Annotated in this window: 18 protein-coding genes; 10 read left to right on the plus strand and 8 right to left on the minus strand. The window is 69.2% G+C overall.

Going from position 1 to position 23,773, the window contains the following annotated elements; all coding sequences use genetic code 11:
* Nucleotides 1-7: 7 nt before the first annotated feature.
* Complete coding sequence (locus BW39_RS07410; RefSeq protein WP_012204886.1) at nucleotides 8-265, minus strand: DUF2789 domain-containing protein; 258 nt, start codon at nucleotides 263-265, stop codon at nucleotides 8-10.
* 222 nt (nucleotides 266-487) lie between these two features.
* Here BW39_RS07410 and BW39_RS07415 point away from each other — a divergent pair, with 222 nt between their 5' ends.
* The 6 genes from BW39_RS07415 to BW39_RS07440 all read left to right on the plus strand — a co-directional run bounded on the left by BW39_RS07415 (nucleotide 488) and on the right by BW39_RS07440 (nucleotide 8,788).
* The gene (locus tag BW39_RS07415; RefSeq protein ID WP_043820791.1) at nucleotides 488-1,528 is read left to right on the plus strand and encodes a ligase-associated DNA damage response exonuclease; all 1,041 of its coding nucleotides are present in this window, start codon (nucleotides 488-490) and stop codon (nucleotides 1,526-1,528) included.
* Nucleotides 1,525-3,216: an ATP-dependent DNA ligase gene (locus BW39_RS07420; RefSeq protein WP_043820793.1), complete on the plus strand. Its 1,692-nt coding sequence runs from the start codon at nucleotides 1,525-1,527 to the stop codon at nucleotides 3,214-3,216. The genes BW39_RS07415 and BW39_RS07420 overlap by 4 nt, the downstream gene beginning before the upstream one ends.
* A 44-nt stretch (nucleotides 3,217-3,260) precedes the next feature.
* Nucleotides 3,261-6,137, plus strand: a complete 2,877-nt coding sequence (locus BW39_RS07425; protein WP_043820824.1) for a ligase-associated DNA damage response DEXH box helicase — start codon at nucleotides 3,261-3,263, stop codon at nucleotides 6,135-6,137.
* 16 nt (nucleotides 6,138-6,153) lie between these two features.
* A complete protein-coding gene (pdeM, locus tag BW39_RS07430; RefSeq protein WP_043820796.1) occupies nucleotides 6,154-6,873 on the plus strand; it encodes a ligase-associated DNA damage response endonuclease PdeM in 720 nt (239 codons plus the stop codon).
* Nucleotides 6,874-6,981: 108 nt separating this feature from the next.
* The gene (locus BW39_RS07435; protein WP_043820798.1) at nucleotides 6,982-7,599 is read left to right on the plus strand and encodes a hypothetical protein; all 618 of its coding nucleotides are present in this window, start codon (nucleotides 6,982-6,984) and stop codon (nucleotides 7,597-7,599) included.
* A gap of 145 nt (nucleotides 7,600-7,744) precedes the next feature.
* Nucleotides 7,745-8,788: a transporter gene (locus tag BW39_RS07440; RefSeq protein ID WP_012204892.1), complete on the plus strand. Its 1,044-nt coding sequence runs from the start codon at nucleotides 7,745-7,747 to the stop codon at nucleotides 8,786-8,788.
* A 292-nt stretch (nucleotides 8,789-9,080) separates the two neighbouring features.
* Here the strand turns inward: BW39_RS07440 and BW39_RS07445 are convergent, their stop codons facing one another.
* From BW39_RS07445 to BW39_RS07460, 4 genes are all read right to left on the minus strand, one after another.
* On the minus strand, nucleotides 9,081-10,595 hold the full coding sequence (locus BW39_RS07445) for a tripartite tricarboxylate transporter permease (RefSeq protein WP_043820800.1): 1,515 nt from the start codon (nucleotides 10,593-10,595) through the stop codon (nucleotides 9,081-9,083).
* Nucleotides 10,596-10,623: 28 nt separating this feature from the next.
* Nucleotides 10,624-11,217: a tripartite tricarboxylate transporter TctB family protein gene (locus BW39_RS07450; RefSeq protein ID WP_081816144.1), complete on the minus strand. Its 594-nt coding sequence runs from the start codon at nucleotides 11,215-11,217 to the stop codon at nucleotides 10,624-10,626.
* 11 nt (nucleotides 11,218-11,228) lie between these two features.
* Entirely contained in the window at nucleotides 11,229-12,266 is a 1,038-nt protein-coding gene (locus tag BW39_RS07455) for a Bug family tripartite tricarboxylate transporter substrate binding protein (protein ID WP_043820803.1), read from the minus strand.
* 105 nt (nucleotides 12,267-12,371) lie between these two features.
* Nucleotides 12,372-13,613: a pyridoxal-phosphate-dependent aminotransferase family protein gene (locus BW39_RS07460; RefSeq protein ID WP_012204896.1), complete on the minus strand. Its 1,242-nt coding sequence runs from the start codon at nucleotides 13,611-13,613 to the stop codon at nucleotides 12,372-12,374.
* Between the two features lie 158 nt (nucleotides 13,614-13,771).
* On the opposite strand from BW39_RS07460, the gene BW39_RS07465 reads away from it, so the two are divergent.
* From BW39_RS07465 to BW39_RS07475, 3 genes are read left to right on the plus strand one after another with little or no spacing between them, the layout of a single operon-like run.
* On the plus strand, nucleotides 13,772-14,461 hold the full coding sequence (locus BW39_RS07465) for a GntR family transcriptional regulator (RefSeq protein WP_012204897.1): 690 nt from the start codon (nucleotides 13,772-13,774) through the stop codon (nucleotides 14,459-14,461).
* An 8-nt stretch (nucleotides 14,462-14,469) separates the two neighbouring features.
* The gene (locus BW39_RS07470) at nucleotides 14,470-17,556 is read left to right on the plus strand and encodes an FAD-binding and (Fe-S)-binding domain-containing protein (protein WP_043820805.1); all 3,087 of its coding nucleotides are present in this window, start codon (nucleotides 14,470-14,472) and stop codon (nucleotides 17,554-17,556) included.
* A 36-nt stretch (nucleotides 17,557-17,592) separates the two neighbouring features.
* A complete protein-coding gene (locus tag BW39_RS07475) occupies nucleotides 17,593-18,012 on the plus strand; it encodes a heme-binding protein (RefSeq protein WP_013802959.1) in 420 nt (139 codons plus the stop codon).
* A gap of 12 nt (nucleotides 18,013-18,024) precedes the next feature.
* Here BW39_RS07475 and BW39_RS07480 read toward each other — a convergent pair whose 3' ends face one another.
* Complete coding sequence (locus BW39_RS07480) at nucleotides 18,025-18,711, minus strand: GntR family transcriptional regulator (protein ID WP_013802958.1); 687 nt, start codon at nucleotides 18,709-18,711, stop codon at nucleotides 18,025-18,027.
* Nucleotides 18,712-18,938: 227 nt separating this feature from the next.
* On the opposite strand from BW39_RS07480, the gene BW39_RS07485 reads away from it, so the two are divergent.
* Entirely contained in the window at nucleotides 18,939-19,889 is a 951-nt protein-coding gene (locus tag BW39_RS07485) for a transglutaminase-like domain-containing protein (RefSeq protein ID WP_043820807.1), read from the plus strand.
* A gap of 36 nt (nucleotides 19,890-19,925) precedes the next feature.
* Here BW39_RS07485 and BW39_RS07490 read toward each other — a convergent pair whose 3' ends face one another.
* Nucleotides 19,926-22,085 (minus strand): TonB-dependent siderophore receptor, encoded by a 2,160-nt coding sequence (locus BW39_RS07490; RefSeq protein WP_043820810.1) that lies wholly within the window; start codon nucleotides 22,083-22,085, stop codon nucleotides 19,926-19,928.
* 364 nt (nucleotides 22,086-22,449) lie between these two features.
* The coding region (gene chrA, locus BW39_RS07495) for a chromate efflux transporter (protein ID WP_043820811.1) at nucleotides 22,450-23,773 on the minus strand (1,324 nt) is incomplete at its 5' end.

Below are 23,773 nucleotides of genomic sequence, written 5' to 3' on the forward strand. Positions count from 1 at the left end.
GCCCGTGCTATCGGGCAGCGCGCTGCCTGACCGCGTCCTCGTGCAGCGACTCGCTGAGCTGGTCCACGACGATGGACCACGACGCATCGGCCTTGAGCTGCTCGGCCAGGAACTGGCGCTGCGCATCGCTCCAGTAGGGCGCATCCACCACATCCACATCTGCGGCCAGCTGGTGCGCGCGGATGAAATCGGCAATGGCCTGGTCACTGGCATCCAGGCCCAGCTGCAGGAAGAGATTGGACATGCGTACGACGGAGTTGTTCATGAAGGCGTGTGGATGTGTGTGGGATGAGAGGGCGCTATCTTCCCCGATTTGACCGGCCCTGCGGACCGGTTGTGTCGCGGTTGTCCCGCGGTTGCAGGCCGGTTGCGGTCATTCGTCGAGCGGGTAGGTGCAGGCTGACAGCCTGCCGCGCTCCGGGCCAGCGTGCGCGCGGCGACCGCCCCACTAGCATGGGGCCATGAGCATTCCCGCCCCTGATTCCGCATGCCCGCCGACCTGATCGTGGCCCGCCCCGAAGGCCTGTACTGCGCGGCCGGCGACTTCTACATCGACCCCTGGCGGCCCGTGGACCGGGCCGTGATCACGCATGGCCACTCCGACCACGCGCGCGCCGGCCATGCCCATTACCTGGCCCATGACGACAGCGAGGGCGTGCTGCGCGCCCGGCTGGGGGCGGACATCACGCTGCAGACCCTGCCGTATGGCGAAGCCGTGGAACACCACGGCGTGCGCATCTCCCTGCACCCGGCCGGCCATGTGCTCGGATCGGCCCAGGTGCGGCTGGAGCATGGCGGCCAGGTCTGGGTGGCCTCGGGCGACTACAAGACCGAGGCCGATGGCACCTGCACGCCCTTCGAGCCCGTGCGCTGCGACACCTTCATCACCGAATCCACCTTCGGCCTGCCCATCTACCGCTGGCCTCGCCAGCCCGAGCTCATGGCCGACATCAACGCCTGGTGGCAGGCCAACGCCGCCCAGGGCAGGCCCTCGGTGCTGCTGTGCTATGCCTTCGGCAAGGCCCAGCGCATCCTGCACGGGGTGGACCGCCGCATCGGCCCCATCGTCGTGCACGGCGCGGTGGAGCCCCTCAATGCCGTGTACCGCGCAGCGGGCGTGGACCTGCCGCCCACGCTGCGCGTGACCGACCCCGGCGTGGATGCACAACTGCTCAAGACCGCCCTGGTGCTGGCGCCGCCTTCGGCGCAGGGCACGCCGTGGATGCGCCGCTTTCCCGGCCATGCCGATGCCTTTGCCAGCGGCTGGATGCAGCTGCGCGGCACGCGCCGCCGCCGTGGCGTGGACCGGGGCTTTGTCATGTCCGACCACGCCGACTGGCCCGGCCTGCAATACGCCATAGGCGCCACGGGCGCCGAGCGTGTCTTCGTCACGCACGGCAGCGTGGCGGTGCTGGTGCGCTGGCTGCGCGAGCAGGGCCTGGATGCGCAAGCCTTCCAGACCGAATACGGCGATGAGGACGAGGCTGCCGCCGCCCAGGCTGCACCGGACGAGGCGCCCGCGTCATGAAGGACTTCGCCGCCCTCTACCGCGCGCTGGACGCCAGCACCGCCAGCCGCGACAAGCAGGCCGCGCTGCAGGCCTATCTGCGCGCCGCCGCGCCTGCCGATGCGGCCTGGGCCGTCTACTTCCTGGCCGGCGGCAAGCCGCGCCAGCTGGTGCCCACCAAGGTCTTGAAGGAGCTGGCACGCGAGGCTGCCGGCCTGCCCGAATGGCTGTTCGACGAAAGCTACGAGGCCGTGGGCGACCTGGCCGAAACCATTGCGCTGCTGCTGCCGCCACCCGGGGACGCGCACGACCTGGGCCTGGCCGCCTGGGTCACGGACCACCTGCTGCCGCTGCGCGGCATGGCGCCCGAGGCGTTGGCGGACACGCTGCGCATGCAATGGGCGCGGCTGGCGGCCGATGAGCGACTGGTCTACTTCAAGCTGATCACCGGCGCCTTCCGGGTCGGCGTGTCGCGGCTGCAGGTCACGCAGGCGCTGGCGGCCGTCAGCGGCGTGGATGCCAAGCGCATCGCCCAGCGGCTCATGGGCTACACCCACATCGGCGCGCGGCCCGGGGCAGCCGACTACCTGCGGCTGGTGGCGGGAGAGGAAGAGGGCGATGAAGCGCATTCGGGCGAAGCCCGTGGCCACCCCTATCCCTTCTTCCTGGCCCATCCGCTGCAGTTGCCGCTGGAGCAGTTCGACGCCGTGCTCGGCCCGCCGTCCCAATGGGTGGTGGAGTGGAAATGGGACGGCATACGCGCCCAGATCGTGCGGCGCGGCAGCGGTGACGCGCTGGGCACCTGGATCTGGTCGCGTGGCGAGGAACTGGTGAGCGAGCGCTTCCCCGAGCTGCAGGCCATGGGCGATGCCTTGCCTGCGGGCACCGTGATCGACGGCGAGATCGTCGTCTGGGCCGCGCAGCAGGGCGATGCGCCCGCCCATGTGCGCCCCTTTGCCGACCTGCAAAAGCGCATAGGCCGCAAGACCCTGGGCCCCAAGCTGCTGCGCGAGCTGCCCGTGGTGCTGCTGGCCTATGACCTGCTGGAGGAGGGCGGCCAGGACCTGCGCGCGTTGCCCCAGCATGAACGGCGCGCGCGGCTGGAACGGCTGGTGGCCTTGGTGGCGCACCCGGCGCTGCTGCCCAGTCCGGTCCTTGCGGGCGATAGCTGGCAGGCCCTGGCCGAACTTCGCGAGCAGGCCCGCTCCCTGGGTGTGGAGGGCATGATGCTCAAGGCCCGCGATGCCGCCTACGGCGTGGGCCGCACCAAGGACAGCGGCGTGTGGTGGAAGTGGAAGATCGATCCGCTGAGCGTGGACGCCGTGCTCATCTATGCACAGCGTGGCCATGGCCGTCGCGCCAGCCTCTACAGCGACTACACCTTTGCCGTCTGGAACGCGCCGCCCGGCACCGAGGGCCGCGCCCTCGTGCCCTTCGCCAAGGCCTATTCGGGCCTGACCGATGCCGAAATGGCGCGCGTGGACGCCGTCATCCGCAAGACCACGGTGGAGAGCTTCGGCCCCGTGCGCAGCGTGCGGCCCACCCTGGTGTTCGAGCTGGGCTTCGAGGGCATTGCGCGCAGCGCACGCCACAAGAGCGGCATTGCCGTGCGCTTTCCGCGCATGCTGCGCTGGCGCGAGGACAAGCCTGTGCAGGAGGCCGACTCCATCGACACGCTGGCTGCCCTGCTGCCGCACTCCGACCCTTGATCAACCCTTGACCGACCCGTGACCCACCCTTGACGCACCGCGCCATGGCCACCCGTTCCGCCCACCCCCTCGCCACCGCCTGGCTTGCCGCACGGGGCTGGAAGCCCTTTGCCTTCCAGCGCGCCGTATGGAAGGCGCTGGCCCAGGGCCACAGCGGCCTGCTGCATGCCACCACGGGCGCAGGCAAGACCTACGCGGTCTGGCTGGGCGCGCTGCAGGCCTTTGCGGGCCCGCCGCAAACCCCGATGCCGGTGCACACCGGAAAACGAAAACCGGCCTCCGCACCGCTCACCGTGCTGTGGATCACGCCCATGCGCGCCCTGGCGGCCGACACGCTCAAGGCGCTGCAGACGCCCTTGCAGGCGCTGGCCCAGGACCATCCCGCGCTGGCGCGCTGGACCGTGGGCGCACGCACGGGCGATACGGGAAGCGCCGAGCGCAGCGCGCAGTCGCGCCAGCTGCCCACCGTGCTGGTCACCACGCCCGAGAGCCTGTCCCTGCTGCTGGCGCGGGCCGATGCGCGCGAGCTGCTGGGCTCCGTGTGCCTGGTGGTGGCCGATGAATGGCACGAGCTGCTGGGCAGCAAGCGCGGCGTGCAACTGCAGCTGGCCCTGGCGCGGCTGCGCGGCTGGAGCCCGCAACTGAGCGTCTGGGGCATGTCGGCCACGCTGGGCAATCTGGACGAAGCCATGCAGACCCTCCTGGGCCTGGACGACCATGGCCAGCCGCGGCCCGGCGTATTGGTCCAGGGCCAGGTGGACAAGCGCCTGGTGGTGGACACCTTGCTGCCCGACCGGCCCGAGCGCTTTTCCTGGGCCGGCCACCTGGGCCTGGCCATGCTGCCGGCCGTGGTGCGCGAGCTGGAGGCCACGGCGGGCTCCACCCTGGTCTTTGTGAATGTGCGCTCGCAGGCGGAGCTCTGGTACAAGGCGCTGCTGGAGGCCCGGCCCGACTGGGCCGGCCTGCTGGCCATACACCATGGCTCTCTGGACCGGGGTGTGCGCGAATGGGTGGAGGCCGGGCTCAAGGCCGGCACGCTCAAGGCCGTGGTCTGCACCAGCAGCCTGGACCTGGGCGTGGACTTCCTGCCCGTGGAGCGCGTGCTGCAGATCGGCTCGGCCAAGGGCATTGCGCGGCTGCTGCAGCGCGCGGGCCGCTCGGGCCATGCGCCGGGCCGGCCCTCGCGCATCACCCTGGTGCCCACGCACAGCCTGGAACTGGTGGAGGCCGCCGCCGCCCGCGCCGCCGTGCGCGCGCAGCAGGTGGAAATGCGCGCCAGCCCCCGCCAGCCCGTGGACGTGCTGGTGCAGCACCTGGCCACCGTGGCCCTGGGCGGCGGCTTCGTGCCCGATGAGCTGTATGCCGAAGTGCGCCGCACCGTCGCCTACGCCGGGCTGGCGCCTGCGGTCTGGCAGTGGTGCCTGGACTTCGTGCACCGCGGCGGCCCCTCGCTGGCCGCCTATCCCGACTACCAGCGCGTGCGGCCCGATGAAGAGGGCATCTGGCGCATGCCCGACGCGCGGCTGGCGCGCAGGCACCGCGCCAACATCGGCACCATCGTCAGCGACGCCAGCATGAGCGTGCAGATCCTGCACGGCGCGCGGCTGGGCAGCATGGAAGAGAGCTTTCTGTCGCGCCTGTCGCCCGGCGATGCCTTTGTCTTCGCGGGCCAGGTGCTGGAGCTGGTGCGCATCGAGGACATGACCGCCTACGTGCGCCGCGCCGCCAGAACGCGGCCCACCGTGCCGCGCTGGGCGGGCGCGCGCATGCCGCTGTCCACCGTGTTGGCCGACTTCGTGGTGCAGCAATTGGCGCTGGCGGCAGCGGGCGACTACCACTCGCCCGAGCTGCGCTGCGTGCGCCCCCTGCTGGAGGTGCAGCAGCGCTGGTCGGCCCTGCCCACGCCCGGCACGCTGCTGGCCGAAACCCTGCGCACGCGCGAAGGCTGGCATCTGTTCCTCTACCCCTTTGCGGGCCGCCATGCCCATACGGGGCTGGCCAGCCTGCTGGCCTGGCGCGCCGCGCAGGGCGAGACGGGTACCTTCTCCATCGCCGTCAACGACTACGGGCTGGAGCTGCTGAGCGGCACCGAGCGTGACTGGGCCGCCATGCTGCCCGAACTGCTGCGCGCCGAGCCGGTGCAGGCCGTGGCGGCGCCCGGACGTGTCTCTGCCACGGAGGCGGGCGCCATGCGCAATACCGCCAATGCCGACCGCCACTGGGACCAGGCCGCCGACGACGCCCATCTGACCGGCGAGGACGCCCGCCATGCCCTGCTGCACGAAGTGCTGGCCAGCCTCAACGCCACCGAGATGGCAAGGCGGCGCTTCCGCGAGATCGCCCGCGTCTCGGGCCTGATCTTCCAGAGCCACCCGGGCGAGCGCCGCAGCGCGCGCCAGCTGCAGGCCTCGGCCCAGCTGTTCTTCGAGGTGTTTCGCAAGTACGACGACATGAACCTGCTGCTGCGCCAGGCCGACGAGGAAGTGCTGAGCCAGGAGCTGGACGTGGCCCAGCTGCTGGCCGCGCTGCGCCGCATGCAGGCACAGCAGCTGGTAGTGAGCGCGCTGCGCCGGCCCAGCCCGTTTGCCTTTCCGCTGATGGTGGAGCGCTTTCGCGAAAAGCTCACCAACGAGCACCTGGCCGACCGCATCGCGCGCATGCTGGCCCAGCTGCACGAGGCGGCAGACGCCGGCGGTGCAGCCAGCGAGCCGCGCACGCAGGACCTGGTCCCGCCCGATCCACCGCTGCGTCCACGGAAAAAACCCAAGGCAGACCAGCCCCCCGCCGTGGACGAGGACACGGCCGCCGTGCGCCGTACGCTGGATTTCTCGCTGCAGGCCACCGACGGCCCCGAGGCCGATGCCGCCAGCCGCCGCCCGCGCCGCGTGCGCAAGCCCTCGCGGCCCTTGCCGCTGCTGTAGAACCATTGCACCGCTGATGAAAGGCCACGCACTGTTGCCAAGTCCTGTTTCCCCCGACGCCCTGGCCGGCAGCCTGGGCATCCTCCTGGCGGGCGAGCCCGTCCACCTGCTGGCCCAGCACGCCCTGTGGTGGCCCGCCCAAGGCACGCTGTTCATTGCCGACCTGCACCTGGGCAAGGCCGCCACCTTCCGCGCGCGCGGCATTCCCGTGCCGGCCGGCACCACCCAGGGCAACCTGGACAGGCTGTCGGCGCTGCTGCAGGGCCTGCCGGTGCGCCGGCTGGTCGTTCTGGGCGACTTCCTGCATGCCGCGCAGGCCCGCACGCCGTCCGTGCTGGCCGCCCTGGCCGACTGGCGACTCCGCCACGCGGCGCTGGAGGTGGTGCTGGTGCGTGGCAACCACGACAGCCATGCGGGCGACCCGCCGTCCGCGCTGGGCATCGGCGTGGTGGACGAGCCCTGGCGCCTGGGGCCATTCGCGGGCTGCCATTACCCGCAGGAGGCTCCTGCCTGCCATGTGCTGGCCGGCCATGTCCACCCCGCCGTCGTGCTGCGCGGCCCCGGGCGAGATGCCCTGCGCCTGCCGTGCTTTGCCGTGCACCCGGGCTTCACCCTGCTGCCGGCCTTCGGCCTGTTCACCGGCATGGCCAGCCTGCCGCCCGGTCCTGGCCTCCAGTGCTTTGCCGTGGGCGGCGGGCGGGTCTGGGCCGTTCCCGGTGGAGGGGGCGGGATGTAATCAGGCGTAATTTTCTGAAGGATCGTTGTTCCCTACAGTGCGCTTGCGCCCGCACGGCGGGGCAGCAGAAAGCGCCGCAGCGCTTTTTTGATCCATCAGGAGAGATGCATGGGCGTTCAACTCAACTTCGTCAATCAATCGAACGACGCAAACAACTCGCAGATCGTCATCTTCCAGAAGAACGTGGCCAGCGATTTCGAGGATCTGGCCGTGGCATGGCGGGTCATCAAGTACTGCGGCCAGGGCGACAACCACCCGTTCACCTTCCCGCTGGGCCTGCAGGTCGGTGCCAGCGACAGCTATGGCAACCACACGCCCCAGCTGGAGGCGCAGTTCGGCCAGCAGTTCCAGCTGTCCCTGAGCAGCAGCGGCGATCGCCTGGCGCCCGCAGGCTATGGCGCAAGCTCCAACGAAGTGCAGGTGCTCAACTCGCTGCCCCGGGGCGCCATCAATGCCAGCTGCTACAAGGACGGCCGGCTGCTGGCCGTCAAGACCGCGATTGCCCCCCAGCAAAAGGCCGTGTTCGAATTCAAGCCCACCATCTGGATCGGCGTGGTCTCGCAGATCGAGCAGGGCCAGGTCATGAACTCGGCCATCCTGAGCGACATCAACACCGAGATCTCCCTGCTGGGCATCTCGCGCGCCGACATCGTGATGCGAGGCGGCGGTGCGGGCGCCGGGTCCACGCCATTCTCGTTCACGCTGGAGAACGTCGTGATGTGCTGAGGCCTGCCCCGCACCCCCGACTGGGGGGCAGGCACATCGGATGACGACTCCGTGACAGTTGTCACACCTCTGTCATGGAGGCGGCCAAGAATCCCGCACTTGTCCGGCCCGCGCAGGCCACTCCCCGCAGGTGCCCCACCCATCCATGACTGACGCAGCCTCCCCCCTGGCCCAGGCCAATGAAGACGCAGGCCTGATTTGCGGCTGGCGGTTTTTCTGCGACACGCAGCGGCGTGTGGAGGCCATGACGGCGCAGTCGGCCGCGCAGTGGCTGGGTGCAGAGCGTCCGCTCACCGAGCCGGGCCGGCGCGACTTCCTGTGGCTGCACTTCAACCTGGCCAATACCCAGTCCCTGCGCTGGCTGCAGCGCCACGCCGCGCTGCCCGAAGTCTTCTACACCACGCTGCGCGAGGGCCTGGCCTCCACGCGCATCGAGCGCTCCGATGACTCCCTGGTCGCCGTGCTCAACGATGTGAATTTCGAGTTCAACTTCGAGTCGGCCGACATCGCCACGCTGTGGATCTGCCTGGACGAGCGCCTGGTCGTCACCGCGCGCACCCAGCCGCTGCGCTCGGTCGATGCGCTGCGTGCCGGCGTGCGCCAGGGCGACAGCCCCGCCAGCACGGCCGAGCTGCTGGAACACCTGATGCGCACCCAGGCCGACGTGCTGGTCAAGGTGGTGCGCGAGACCACGGCGCGCGTGGACGACATAGAAGACGCCATCATCGCGCAGCGCTACCACCATCCGCGCGCCCACCTGGGCCGGCTGCGCCGGCTGCTGGTGCGCCTGCAGCGCCTGCTGGCGCCCGAGCCCGCCGCGCTGTTCCGCCTGCTGCAGCAGCCCCCCGCCTGGATGGGCGAGGACGACCGCCGCGGCCTGGCCGCCGCCAGCGAGGAGTTCTCGCTCATGCTGCGCGACATGCAGACCCTGCAGGACCGCATCAAGCTGCTGCAGGAAGAAGTGGCCGCCGCCGTGAATGAGGACAACAGCAACAGCCTCTTCGTGCTGACCGTGGTCACCGTGCTGGCCCTGCCCATCAACATCCTGGCCGGCCTGTTCGGCATGAACGTGGGCGGCATACCGCTGGCAGAGCACGAGCACGGCTTCTGGATCGTGGTGTCCATCGTGATCGCCTTCACCGTCATCGCCGCCTGGCTGGCGTTTCGCAAGAAGCGGTACAGGGATTAGGGAGCGAGGGCCATCTGCCTGTGCGAAATGCGGTAATTGCTGACCTATTGGGGTAATGAAAGTGCCGCGAACCCCAAACTCCAGGCCGAAGCGAAAGCATGGGTGAGACGAACCCAGGAAACGAAGGGTTGCGGCCTGGAAGCTTTGCTGTCAACCTCGCAACTAATCTCGCAAAGGAAGCCGGAAGATCCGGTTTTTTTCCTTATGGATCATTAGGTTGCCGTGGAGATGGATGTCGCAAGCACTGCCGCATGCAGGGCATTGCGAAGTCCCTCTCCAGTAGTCCGCGCCCTCAGGCCTCAACAGCTTTTGTTCCGGCCCCGAACGCCACCGCCCGCAACTTGCCCAGCAGCGGCCACACCAGCATCAGCAGGGCCAGCGTGGTGATGGTGCCCGACAGGCCGTTGTGCCAGAAGATGCCCAGCTCGCCCTGGCTGGAGAGCATGCTCTGGCGGAAGGCGTCTTCCATGCGGTCGCCCAGCACGATGGCCAGCACCATGGGCGCCAGCGGGTAGTCGAGCTTCTTGAAGACATAGCCGACCACGCCGAAGACCAGCATGAGCCAGATGTCCGTGGCATTGCCGTGCACGGTGAAGGCGCCGATGGCGCAGACCATGAGGATCATGGGCGCGACGATGGAAAACGGCACGCGCAGGATGGCGGCGAACAGCGGCACGGTGGCCATGACGATGATCAGGCCGGCGATGTTGCCCAGGTACATGCTGGCGATCAGGCCCCAGACGAAGTCCTTTTGCTCGGTGAACAGCAGCGGGCCGGGCTGCAGGCCCCAGATCATCAGCCCGCCCAGCAGCACGGCCGCCGTGGCCGAGCCCGGAATGCCCAGGGCCAGCATGGGCAGCAGGGCCGAGGTGCCGGCCGCGTGGGCGGCGGTCTCGGGGGCGAGCACGCCTTCGGGGTTGCCCTTGCCGAAGCTGTCGGGGTCGCGCGAGAACTTCTTGGCCAGCCCGTAGCCCATGAAGCTGGCCGCCACGGCGCCGCCCGGCGTCACGCCCATCCAGCAGCCCACCAGGGCCGAGCGCAGCATGGTCAGCCAGTAGCGCGGCAGCTGGGCCCAGGTTCTGAACACCACCTTGAGGTCGATGGAGGCCTTCTTGCCCTTGAAGGCCAGGCCTTCCTCGATGGTCATCAGGATCTCGCTGATGCCGAACAGGCCGATCACCACCACCAGGAAATCAAAGCCGCGCAGCAGCTCGGTGGAGCCGAAGGTCATGCGCAGGTCGCCCGAGATGGTGTCCATGCCCACGGCCGCCAGCAGCAGGCCCACGGCCATGGCGGCCACGATCTTGGCCTTGGGCTCCTTGCCCATGCCGATGAAGGAGCAGAACGTCAGGAAGAAGACCGCAAAGAACTCCGGCGGCCCGAACTGCAGCGCGAACGAGGCCACGACCGGCGCCAGGAAGGTGATCAGCATCACGCCCGAGATGGCGCCGATGAACGAGCCCGTGAAGGCCGTGGTCAGCGCGGCCCCGGCGTGGCCCTGCTGGGCCATGGGATAGCCGTCGAAGGTGGTGGCCACCGACCAGGCCTCGCCCGGGATGTTGAACAGCACCGAGGTGATGGCGCCGCCGAACAGCGCCCCCCAGTAGATGCAAGACAGCAGGATGATGGCCGAGGTCGGCGACATGCCGAAGGTCAGCGGCAGCAGGATGGCCACGCCGTTGGGGCCACCCAGGCCCGGCAGCACGCCGACCACGATGCCCAGCAGGATGCCCGTGAGCATCAGCCCCGTGTTCTGCCAGGTGGTGACGGCCGCGAAGCCGTGCGCGAGGTATTGGAGTTCTTCCATGGTGTTGCTCCGTGGCGGCGACAGGGGGTCAATAGCCGAGCCAGGCTTCAAGCGGACCCTTGGGCAGGGGCACCTTGAACTGGATCTCGAAGACGTAGAACAGCAGCACGCTGGTGAAGCCCGACAGCGCCACGGCCTTCCACCAGGGATAACGGCCCGCAAACACCATGAAGCCCGTGATGAACAGCACCGAGGCCGCGTAGATGCCCAGCGGCGCGATCACGGCGATGTAGGCCGTCAGCGGCAGCAGCACCTGGGCCACGCGCCTGAGCTGCAGCCAGCTGGCGAACTGCTCCTGGCTGCGGCTGCGCAGCGCCTGCACGAAGACGGCGATGGCGCAGATGCCCAGCACGGCGCCCACGCGCAGCGGGAAGTAGCCGGCCTGCGGGCCGGTGTCGCTCCAGCCCGCGCCAATGCGCTGGTTGTCCCAGACCACGAGCACGGCCAGCGCCAGCAGCACGGCTGCCACGCCGTACTCCACATGGCGGCGTGACAGGCCGGGGGCCTGGGCTTCGGTGGCGGGGATGGATTCGGTGGCCGCGCTGGCGGGCTGGGCCGGGGCTGCTGCTGCCGCTGCCGCTGAATTGGAGGAGGGCGGGGCAAGGTGGATGGCGGTGTCCATGGCGCGGCTCCTCACTTGGCGGCGGCGGCCACGCTGGCCGACAGGAAGCCGGCCTTCTTCATGATGTCGAGGTGGCGCGTCTCGTCCTTGGCCAGGAAGTCCACGAAGGCCTGCCCCGTCATGTACTCGGGCTTGAGCGCGTTTTTCTCCAGGTACTCCTTCCACTCGGGCGTGGCCACCACCTTGTGCATCACGCCCGCATAGAACTGCGCCTGCTCGGGCGTGGTGCCGGGCGGCAGGAAGAAGCCGCGCAGCATGGTGTATTGCACATCCAGGCCCTGCTCCCTGCAGGTGGGGATGTCCGACAGCGCCTGGCTGCCCGTGACCTTGGCCGTGTACTCGATGCGCTGCGTGTCGAACACGCACAGCGCCCGCACCTGGCCAGCGCGCCACTGCGCCATGGACTCGCTGGGGTTGTTGACGTTGGAGTCGATGTGCTTGCCCACCAGCTGCGTGCTGGCCTCGCCGCCGCCCTTGTAGGGGATGTAGGTGAACTTCACGCCGGCGGCCTGTTCCATGTTGGCGGTGATGATCTGGTCCTCGCGCTTGGAACTGGTGCCGCCCATCTTGAACTTGCCGCCGGCCTGCCGCGCTGCGGCCAGGTAGTCGGCAGGCGTCTGGTAGCCGGTCTCGGCATTGACCCAGAGCACGAACTGGTCCTGGGCAATCATGGCCACGGGATTCAGGTCGCGCCACTGGAAGGGCAGGGCCGTGGCCATGGGCAGGGTGAAGATGGCCGTGGAGGCCACCAGCAGCTTGTGCGGGTCGCGCGCCGAGGCCTTGACATCCAGAATGCCCTCGGCGCCGGAGGCGCCCGCCTTGTTGAGGATGACCACGGGCTGCTCGATCAGCTTGTGTTTGGTGACGATGGCCTGGATCACGCGTGCCATCTGGTCCGAGGCGCCGCCGGCCGAGAACGGCACGACGAGTTCGACGGACTTGGCGGGCTTCCACTGCGCCCAGGCGGCAGGGGCGGCCAGGGTGATGGCGGCGGTGACGGCGAGGGTGGCGACGGCGGTTGCCGCCAGGCGGTTGCGGGGCGATGTCATGTCTCTTGTCTCCTGTTATTTCCTGGTATTGGTGCAATCCACGATCAAGGGGGCGAGCCATGTGCTCCGGCTCTGCCAAGGGTTTTCGGCGCGGCGCCGATGGGTTCAGGCGGCCTTGCGCAGCGCACCGGCTGCGGCGTGGGCCGCGAAGTAATCCATGGACGCCTGCACGCCGCTGCCGGCCAGACGGATGCCGGACAGCTTCAGGCCCATCTCCACGCCCGCCACCATGGCCAGCAGCGTGAGGTCGTTGCTGTCGCCCAGGTGGCCCATGCGGAACATGCGGCCCTTGAGCTTGCCCAGGCCCGCGCCCAGCGACAGGTCGAAGCGCGTGTGGATCAGGCGGCGCAGGGCGTCGGCATCCACGCCTTCGGGCGTGATCACGCCGGTGAGCACGGGCGAGTAGACCTGCGGATCGGCGCACTGGATGGGCAGGCCCCAGGCCTGGACGGCGGCGCGCACGCCGGCCGCCCAGCGCTGGTGGCGCGCAAACACCGTGTCCAGCCCTTCGGCCAGCAGCATGTCCAGTGATTCGGACAGGGCGTACAGCAGGTTGGTGTTGGGCGTGTAGGGCCAGTAGCCGGTCTGGTTCATCTCCACGATCTCGTCCCAGGCCCAGAACGACTTGGGCAGCTTCGCGCTTTTGGCGGCCTCCAGCGCGCGTGGCGACAGCGCGTTGAAGCTGATGCCGGGCGGCAGCATCAGGCCCTTTTGCGAGCCGCTGATGGTCACGTCCACGCCCCATTCGTCATGGCGGTAGTCGGCGCTGGCCAGGCCCGAGATGGTGTCCACCAGCAGCAGGGCCGGGTGGCCCGCCGCGTCGATGGCGCGGCGCACGGCGGCGATGTCGGAGGTCACGCCCGTGGAGGTCTCGTTGTGCACCACGCACACGGCGCGGATCCGGCGCTCCGTGTCCTTGCGCAGCCGCGCCTCGATCAGGCCGGCCTGCACGCCATGGCGCCAGCCCGGCGCCTGGGGCAGGTGCTCGTCGCTGCCGCCATAGGACAGGAATTCGGTCGACAGGCCCAGGCGCGTGGCCATCTTCTGCCACAGCGAGGCGAAGTGGCCGGTCTCGAACATCAGCACATGGTCGCCAGGGCTGAGCGTGTTGATCAGGGCTGCCTCCCAGGCGCCCGTGCCGGAGGCCGGATAGATCACCACCGGATGCCGGGTCTTGAAGACCTGCTGGATGCCGGCCAGCACCTTGAGGCCGAGCTGGCCGAACTCCGGCCCCCGGTGGTCGATGGTGGGCAGGCTCATGGCCCGCAGGATGCGGTCGGGAACCGGGCTGGGGCCGGGGATCTGGAGGAAGTGGCGGCCCGTGGGATGGTTGTCGAGCGTGAGCATGGTGCGTCCTTTTCAAGGAAATGCCAGGTCGGTCTGCGGGGGAGGGTGTTTGCGAATTTTTGCATTCAAAATTCATAAATGCCTTGGTGATAACCATGAATGCCTTGAGAAATGCTTGCGTAAAAATGAATGCAAAATTCATTCGACCAGGAGAATCCATGGCGGAGATCATCGAGATTTCGCGGCTTGCCCTGCATGACCAGGTGGCGGCGCGGCTGCGCACCTGGCTGGTGGAGGGGCGCATACCGCCCGGCGCCAAGCTCAACGAGCGCGCGCTGTGCGAGCAGTTGCGCGTCTCGCGCACGCCGCTGCGCGAGGCCATCAAGCTGCTGGCCTCCGAAGGGCTGGTAGACCTGGTGCCCAACCGCGGCGCCGTGGCCGTGCGGCTGGGCGAGGCCGATGTGCTGCAGACCTTCGAGGTGCTGGCGGGGCTGGAGGGCATGTCGGGCGAGCTGGCCGCGCAGCGCATCAGCGAGCAGCAACTGGCCGAGGTGCGGGCCCTGCACTTCGAGATGCTGGCCAGCCATGCGCGCCAGGACCTGTCCGGCTACTACCGGCTCAATGCGCTGATCCACTCGGCCATCAACCGCGCCGCCGCCAACCCCGTGCTGGCCGAGACCTATGGCCGCATCAACGCCCGCGTGCAGTCGCTGCGCTTTCGCACCAACCAGGACGCGGCCAAGTGGAAGCGCGCCGTCCAGGAGCACGAACGCATGCTGGAAGCGCTGCAGGCGCGCGACGCCGCCGCGCTGCGCCAGGTGCTGGTGGCCCACCTGGAGCACAAGCGCGACACCGTCATCGCCCTGCTCAAGGCAGGCCAGATCTACCCACGAACCATGAACGAATGAGAGCCGCCATGCTGATGGAACCCACGCACCGCCTTGCCGCTTCCCCCGACGACACCGTGCCCGCCCCCGGCACCGCGCTGCCGCCCGACGATGTCAGCCAGATGCTGGCGCGCCGCCTTCGCTCGGACACGCGCGGCCAGGTCCTGTTCGACGCGGCCTCGCGCGGGCGCTATGCGACCGACGCCTCCATCTACCAGATCATGCCGGTGGGCGTCTTCGTGCCCACCTGCGAGCAGGACATTGCCACGGCCCTGCAGATCGCCCGCGAGCTGAAGGTGCCCGTGCTGCCGCGCGGCGGCGGCACCAGCCAGTGCGGCCAGACCACGGGCGCGGCCCTGGTGATCGACAACAGCAAGCATTTGCGCAACATCCTCTCGGTGGACCCTGATGCAGGCACGGCCGAGGTCGAGCCCGGCCTGGTGCTGGACCACCTCAACGCCCGGCTCAAGAAGCTCGGCCTGTGGTATCCGGTGGACGTATCGACCAGCGCCCAGGCCACGCTGGGCGGCATGGCGGGCAACAACTCCTGCGGCTCGCGCTCCATTGCCTACGGCAACATGGTGCACAACGTGCGCGGCGCCCGCGCCTGGATGGCTGATGGCGAGTTGCTGGACTTCGGCCCCGTCGCCCAGGCCACGGGCCGCGCGGCGCGCATTGCGCAGTTCGTGCACGGGCTGGCGCAACAGCACCGCGAGGACATTCACGCCCACTGGCCCAAGGTCATGCGCCGCGTGGCGGGCTACAACCTCGACATCTTCGACAACCAGAGCGAGCGGCCCTACACGGCCGACGGCAGCGTCAACCTGGCCCATCTGCTGATAGGCGCCGAGGGCACGCTGGCCTACACGCGCTCGCTCACCCTGCAGCTCAGCGCGCTGCCGCGCGCCAAGGTGCTGGGCGTGATCAACTTCCCCACCTTCCACGCGGCCATGGACTCGGCCCAGCACATCGTGAAGCTGGGCCCCACGGCCGTGGAGCTGGTGGACCGCACCATGATCGAACTGGGCCTGGCCAACCCGGCCTTCAAGCCCACCATAGAGACCGCCCTCATCGGCCGCCCGGCCGCCATCTTGCTGGTGGAATTCGCCGGCGACGACCGCGCCGCGCTGCTGGCGCGGCTGCGCCAGCTGGTGGAGCTGATGGGCGAGCTGGGCCTGCCCGGCAGCGTGGTGGAAATGCCCGAGGAAGCGGCCCAGAAAAACCTCTGGGAAGTGCGCAAGGCGGGGCTGAACATCATGATGAGCCTCAAGGGCGACGGCAAGCCCGTGAGCTTCATCGAGGACTGCGCCGTGCCGCTGCAGCACCTGGCCGAGTACACCGACGCGCTCACCGAAGTGTTCGCGCGCCACGGCAGCCGGGGCACCTGGTACGCCCATGCCTCCGTGGGCACGCTGCATGTGCGGCCCATCCTGGACATGCGCACCGACGGCGCGGCGCGCATGCGCGCCATTGCCGAGGAAGCGGCCGAACTGGTGCGCAAGTACAAGGGCGCCTTCAGCGGCGAGCATGGCGACGGGCTGTGCCGCGGCGAGTGGATTGCCTGGCAGTTCGGGCCCGCCATCACCGAGGCCCTGCGCGCCATCAAGCAGCACTTCGACCCGGACAGCCTCTTCAACCCCGGCAAGATCATCGACACGCCCAGGATGGACGATGGCCGGCTGTTCCGCTTCGCGCCCGCCGACGCGCCCCGGCCCTACCGGCGCATTCCCATCACGCCCGTGCTCGACTGGTCTGCCTGGAACGTGCAGGCCGACCCGGTCACCGAAGTCACCACGGCGCCCGGCACGGGCGGCGACGTCACCGGCGGCTTTGCCAAGGCCGTGGAGATGTGCAACAACAACGGCCACTGCCGCAAGTTCGACGCCGGCACCATGTGCCCCAGCTACCGCGTCACGCGCGACGAGCAGCACCTGACGCGCGGCCGCGCCAACACCCTGCGCCTGGCCATCTCGGGCCAGCTGGGGCCGGACGCCTTCACCAGCGAGGCCCTGCACGACACCATGGACCTGTGCGTGGGCTGCAAGGGTTGCAGGCGCGACTGCCCCACGGGCGTGGACATGGCCCGCATGAAGGTGGAATTCCTGGCCCACTACAAGGCCCGCCATGGCCACACGCTCAAGGACCGGCTGGTCGCCCATCTGCCGCGCTACGCCGCCACGGCCAGCCGCATGCCCTGGCTGCTGAACCTGCGCAACCGCCTGCCCGTGCTGCGCCAACTGGGCGAAAAACTGCTGGGCCTGTCCGCCAGGCGCTCGCTGCCGGCCTGGCGCAGCGACACCTTCTGGCGCGCGCCCGAAGCACATACCTTTCTTGACCGCGACCAGGCCCTGGCCCGCGCGGCGGCCGGCGAGCGCGTGGCCGTGCTCTTCGTGGACACCTTCAACGGCACCTTCGAGAGCGAAAACGCCCTGGCCGCCGCGCGCGTGCTGCAGGCGGCCGGCTATGCGCTGCACACCGCCAGCAAGTCCGCCAAAGAGGGCGGCGGCCACCACTGCTGCGGCCGCACCTACCTGGCCACCGGCATGGTCGAGCAGGCCAAGGCCAGCGCCGGTGCGCTGATCAACGCCCTGGCGCCCTTGGCCCGGGCCGGCATCCCCATCGTCGGCCTGGAGCCCTCCTGCCTGCTGACCCTGCGCGACGAAGCCCTGGTCATGGGCCTGGGCGAGCCTGCACAGGCCGTTGCCGCCCAGGCCCTGCTGTTCGAGGAATTCATTGCCCGTGAAGTGAAGGCCGGCCGCTTCGCGCTGCCGCTGCGCGCCGCCGAGGCGCCCATCCTCGTGCACGGCCATTGCCACCAGAAGGCCTTTGGCGCCGTCAGCCCCATCCTCGACGTGCTGCGGCTGATTCCCGGCGCCCAGCCCGAGCTCATCGAAAGCTCCTGCTGCGGCATGGCCGGCAGCTTCGGCTACGAGGCCAGCCACCACCAGGTCTCCATGGACATGGCCGAGGCGGCCCTGTTGCCAGCCATACGCCAGCGCCCCGAGGCCATCGTCGTGGCCGACGGCACCAGCTGCCGCCACCAGATCGCAGACGGCGCGGCGCGCGAAGCCGTGCATGTGGCGCGGCTGCTGGAAAGCCTGCTGGACGCCCGCTGACTGCCATCCTTCCCCCGCACAAGACAAGGCACTCCCATGAAGCACAAGCCCTGCCTGGACCTCCAGGACATCAAGACCATCGCCCAGGCCGCCGAGGCGCATGCCACGGCGCGCGGCTGGGCCGTCAGCATCGCCATCGCCGATGACGGCGGCCACCTGCTGTGGCTGCAGCGCCTGGACGGCGCGGCGCCGGCCTCGGCCCACATCGCGCCGGCCAAGGCCCACGCCGCAGCACTGGGCCGCAAGGAAAGCCGGCTCTATGAGGAAATGATCAATGGTGGCCGCACCGCCTACCTGAGCGTGCCCGCGCTGCAGGGCCTGCTGGAAGGCGGCGTGCCCATCACCAGTGAGGGCCACTGCCTGGGCGCCGTGGGCGTCAGCGGGGTGAAGCCGGCAGAGGATGCGGAGGTGGCGCGGGCGGGGATTGCGGCGCTGGGGGCCGCGCCGCAGCGGTAGCGGCCCTGGGCTTCAGCGCGACTTGCGCGGCTGCAGGGCCTCGGCGCGCAGCATGGCCAGCACGGCATCGCGCTTGTGGTGCAGGTGGGTGACCAGCAGCTCGCGCAAGGCCGTGGCGTCGCGTGCGCCCAGGGCCTCGATCATGGCCTCGTGCTCCTTGACGGCCTGCTTCCACTTGGCCGTGTCCAGGTTGGTGCGAAAGCGCAGCGACTGCACGCGGTTGTTGATGCGCTGGAAGGTTTCCGTCAGCACGGGGTTCTTGGCGGCGCTGTTCAGCGCCGCGTGGATGGCGGCGTTGAGCCGGTAGTAGGCAGACACGTCGGCGCGCGCCACGCTGGCCATCATCTCGTAATGCAGGGCGCGGATTTCGGCGAATTCCTGGTCGGTGATGCGCTGGGCGGCCAGTTCGCCCGACAGGCCCTCGATGCCGGCCAGCACCTCGAAGGCGTGCATGACATCGGCCTCGCTCAGCTTGACGGCAATGGCGCCGCGGTTGGGCAGCAGGTCGGCCAGGCCTTCGGCGGCCAGCAGCTTGATGGCCTCGCGCAGCGGCGTGCGCGAGACGCCCAGCTGCTCGCACAGCTCGCGCTCGTTGAGCTTGGCTCCAGGGGCGATGCGCCCTTCGATGAGCATGGACCGCAAACGGTCCGCCACCTGCTCGTGCAGCGCCGCCCGCGATATCTCGATGATCTCCGCCATCTAGCGGTCTCCTTGGCTGTTCCTGGCTGGTGGATGCCCCCGCCACAGGCATTGCGCCATGCGGGGCGGCGCCGATGTTAGCCGAGTTTGCACCCCAGGCGGGCCTCCTGCCCGGCGCACGCGCTGTCCCTGCCAAGCACTACAGGCTTTTCAGCAGGGGCCTACGGCCTGCGGGCGTGGCTGCCCGCACCATGGTGGCGATCAGACACACCAACCAGGGACAACCAATGGCCAACGCAGCGATCAGGCTGCAGATCCAGGTGGATCTTGCTTATGACATCCGCGATCCGGCCGGGGCCGATTTCGTGTTCAACATCCATGCGGCCCACACCTCGCACCAGACGGTGGAGAACGAGCGTTTGGTGCTCAGCCAGCCCGTGGAGCCCGACATTGCCACCGAGCCCGCCACCTCCACCCGCTTCATGCGCCTGCATGCCAACCCAGGCCCCCTGCACCTGACCTACACGGCCACCGTCTGCATCGCGCACCACCGCGAGGATCCGGCGGCGCTGGGCGAGGTTCCGGTGCGTTGCATCCCGCTGGAGGTCCTGCCGTACATCTACCCCAGCCGCTACTGCCAGTCCGACCGGCTGATGCAGCTGGCCTTCCGCAATTTCGGCCAACTGGCGCCCGGCTATTCGCGCGTGCTGGCCATACAGCAGTGGGTGCAGGAGCTGGTGACCTTCGCTTCGGCCACCAGCAACTCGTCCACCTCGGCCGTCGATACCCTGGTGGAGCAGGTGGGCGTGTGCCGCGACTTCACGCACCTGATGATCGCCCTGTGCCGTGCGCTGAACATTCCCGCCCGCATCGCCACCGGCACGGACTACGGCGCCGATCCTGCACTGGGCCCGCCCGATTTCCATGCCTACGTGGAAGCCTACCTGGGCGACAGGTGGTATCTGTTCGACGCATCGGGCACGGCCATTCCCATGGGCTTCATGCGCTTTGGCACGGGCCGGGATGCAGCCGACGTGGCCTTTGCCACCATCTTCGGCAACGTGGTGGCCGAGGCGCCCGTCCTGCACACGCAGGCGCTGGAAGACGCAAACAGCCAGCTGCCACGGCGGTGCAGCGAGGCGCTATCGACCACCGCGCCTTCGCCCGCCGTGCTGTCGGGCTGCGCATCGTTTGGCAGCACGGCGGACCGAAGGAGCTTCAGGCAGCTGCCTGCCTGAGCTGCCTGCGCTGTGAAAGGCGCGCGGCGGCGGTCCTCAGAAGCGGTGCGTTCCCGTCACCGCAAAGGTGCGCCGCTGGCCGTAGAAGCAGTCGCCGCGTGCCAGGCATTGCGTGATCTGCACCTTGTCGGTCAGGTTGACCACGTTGAAGGCCAGGCGCCATGGGCCGGCGTCATAGGACACCATGGCATCCAGCAGGGTGGCCGAAGGCGTGTCCACCAGGCTGGTGCCCGTCCACTGCGAACCCGTGTAGCGCACGCCCGCGCCCAGGCTCCAGCCGCCGCGCCCTTCGCTGGCAAAGCGGTGCGTCAGCCAAGCCGACGCCGTGTGGCGCGGCACGCTGGTCACACGCTGGCCCTGGTCGCCGCCATTGCTGCGCGAGATGACGGCGTCGGTGTACGCATAGGCCAGGGTGGCGTCCCAGTGGCGGGCCAGGCTGGCGGTGAGCTCGGCCTCGAAGCCGTTGACCTTGACCTCGCCGATCTGCAGGCTGTTGAGCGGGTTGGCCGGGTCGGTGGTCTTGCGATTTTTCTCGCGCAGCGTGTAGACGGCGGCAAAGGCCGACAGGCCCTGGCCCGGCGGCTGCCATTTCACGCCGGCTTCCCATTGCTCGCCGCGCTGCGCCTTGTAGGGCGTGCCGTAGACATCCACGCCGCCCAGCGGCTGGAAGGACTCGGAGTAGCCCAGGTAGGGCGCCCAGCCACCGTCCATCTGGTAGGTGGCGCCTGCGCGCTTGGTCCAGGCCTTTTCGTCCACGGCGGAGGCGGGCCGGCCTTCGGTATCGGTCTGGGCGCTGTCGTGGCGCAGGCCCAGGGTGGCGGTCCAGCGGCCCCACTTGATCTGGTCCTGGGCGTAGAAGCCCAATTGCTTTTGCGACACGCCCGGCTGGCGCACCAGCTGCGAAGCCGTGGGCGGCGTGAAGTTGCCGTAGACGGGGTTGTAGACGTCAAACGGCGCGGTCAGGCCGCGCCAGGTGGACTGGCTGGTGCTGTTGCGCTGCGCATCCATGCCGGCGAGCACGGTGTGCTCGGCCGTGCCCCAGCGCAGCTTGCCTTCGAGCTGCGTGTCGATCACCAGCATGCGCCCGCCGTTGACCTGCCAGGAGGCATCGCGGTAGACGCTGCGGTTGTCGGGGTTGAAGACCGGGCGCGCAGGGCGGCCCTGGCCGGGGATGGCGGTGAAGCTGGTGTAGATGGAGCGGTAGTCCACGTCGCTGATGGTGCGCCGCAGGTTCTGGCGCACGGTCCAGTCCGCGTTCAGGCGGTGGCTGAACAGGTAGCCCCAGGATTTGTTCTCTGTGTCGAACGAGTCCCAGCCGGGCTCGCCGATGAAGGTGCTGGTGGGGATCTGGCCGTAGGGGCTGGGCAGGCGCGTGCCCTGCCAGGGGAAGAAGCCGATCAGCGAGCCGCTCTTGTCCTTCTGGTAGAGCGCCTGCAGCGTCAGCGAGGTATCGGCGCTGGGCCTCCACGTCAGGCTGGGCGCGATGACCAGGCGGTCGTCGTTCACATGGTCCACCTGGGTGCCGCTTTCCCGGCCCACGGCCACCAGGCGGTACAGCCACTGGCCGTCTTCGGTGACGGCGCCGGTCAGGTCGGTGGCGATCTGCTTGCGCCCGTAGCTGCCCACCTGCACCTGAACCTCGCGCAGCGCCTCGGCCTGCGGGCGCTTGCTGGTCAGATTGAGCACGCCGCCCACGCTGCCCTGGCCGTAGAGCACGGAAGAGGGTCCGCGCAGGAATTCCACGCGCTCCAGCGTGTAGGGGTCGGGGCGGCTGGTGTTGTAGGTGCCGTAGGTGCGCAGCAGCCCGTCCTGGTACTGGCTCACGCTGCCGCCGCGTGCCGAGAAACTGTCCACCCGGCTGTCAAAGTAGTTGGACACCACGCCCGCGCTGTAGGCGGTGGTCTGGCGCAGCGTCTGCACGCCCTGCGCCTCGAATTGGTCGCGCGTGACCACGCTGATGGCCTGGGGCGTCTCGATCAGCGGCGTGTCGGTCTTGGTGGCCGAGATGGCGCGCTTTGCGGTGAAGCCCACCACGGGGCCGGTGGGATTTTCCTTCTCGGTGCCTGCGTTCACGGTGACCGGGGCGAGCGTGGCCTCGGGAACATTTTCAGGCTGGGCCTGCGCGTGGGCTGCGCCGCACAGGGCAAGCAGGGCGGCATGCGCAACTGCCGTGCGCGAGAGTCTTTGGATAAGCATGGTCAATGGTCGAGAGCTGGGAAACCTGTGCCGTGGGGCGTGCTCTGGGTGCGTCGGCGCTGCTGCCGGCCTGGGTCCAGCGGCGCAGCCTGTCGTGGCGGGTGCGGATTCTAGAATGACAATGAGAATGATTGCTTTTTCTTTTTATTTGTGTGTAGCATGCCACGCATTACTCTTGTTTTGATAGCAATGAATGCTTGTGGTGAAAGAGATAAGACGTCTTCTATGGACCGCCCATGCCGCGCATGGATGTGGTTGCCGGCAGCGGCGGCACTGTGCTAGCGGTTCTTGCCTCAGCTTGCCAAAAAACCGCTGATTGCTCCGGCCACGGCCACAGTCCCAGGCGGGCCGTGGCGGGTGGTCTCTACACGCCCTGGCGCGCCAGCGTGATCGCCAGGCCGGCCAGCCCCGCGCCGACCACCACGGGGATCACGCCCACCTTCCAGCGCAGCAGCGCGGCCGCCGCAGCCAGGCCCAGCAGTGCGGACGGCCAGTCGAAGGGACCCGCCCAGCCCTGGGGCCACAGCACGTGCCAGGCAAAGAACACGGCCAGGTTGGCGATGACGCCCACCACGGCGGCCGTGATGCCTGTCAGCGGCGCGGTGAAGCCCAGCCTGCCATGGGTGGACTCGATGAAGGGGCCGCCCAGCAGGATGAAGGCAAAGGACGGCAAAAAGGTGAAGAAGGTCACGACCAGGGCGGCGGCGGCGCCGGCCGGCAGCAGCGCATCGGGGCCGAACACCTGCGTGCTCCAGCCACCCAGGAAGCCCACGAAGGACACCACCATGATCAGCGGCCCCGGCGTGGTCTCGCCCAGGGCCAGCCCGTCCATCATCTGCGTGGCCGTGAGCCAGTGGTAGTGGTCCACGGCGCCCTGGTAGAGGTAGGGCAGCACGGCGTAGGCGCCGCCAAAGGTCAGCAGCGCCGCCTTGGTGAAGAACCAGCCCATCTGGGTGAGCGCGCCCTGCCAGCCGAAGGCGGCGGCCAGCAGGCCCAGCGACAGCGCCCACAGCCCCAGGCTGGCCGCCAGCACCTGGCTGAAAAAGCGCCAGCGGAACCGTGCATGGGCCGGTGTGGGCGTGTCATCGTCGATGACGGCCGGGCCGTGGCTGCTCCCGCGCGGGCCGTGCCCGCCCGCAGGGGAGAAGTGGCGCGGCGCCAGCCTGCCCCCCAGGTAGCCCAGTGCGCCGGCCGCCAGCACGATCAGCGGAAACGGCAGCTTCAACGCGAAGATGGCCACGAAGGCCGCCGCGGCAATGCCCCACAGCCAGCCGTTGCGCAGGGTGCGCGAGCCCACGCGCCAGGCCGCCTGCACCACCAGCGCCGTCACGGCCGGCTTGATGCCATAGAAGATGCCGGCAATGGCCGGCACATGGCCGAAGGCCACATAGATCCAGGACAGGGCGATGAGCAGCAAAAGCGAAGGCAGCACGAACAGCCCGCCGGCCACGATGCCGCCCCAGGTGCGGTGCAGCAGCCAGCCGATGTAGGTGGCCAGCTGCTGCGCCTCGGGGCCTGGCAGCAGCATGCAGTAGTTGAGCGCATGCAGGAAGCGCCCCTCCGAGATCCAGCGCCGCCGCTCCACCAGGTCCTCATGCATGATGGCGATCTGCCCGGCCGGCCCGCCAAAGCTGATGCAGCCCAGCCTCAGCCAGTAGCGCAGGGCTTCGGCGCGGGTGGGCGGGAGG

This window comes from Delftia sp. RIT313 (genome assembly GCF_000632165.1).
GTDB classification, from domain to species: Bacteria; Pseudomonadota; Gammaproteobacteria; order Burkholderiales; family Burkholderiaceae_C; genus Comamonas; species Comamonas acidovorans.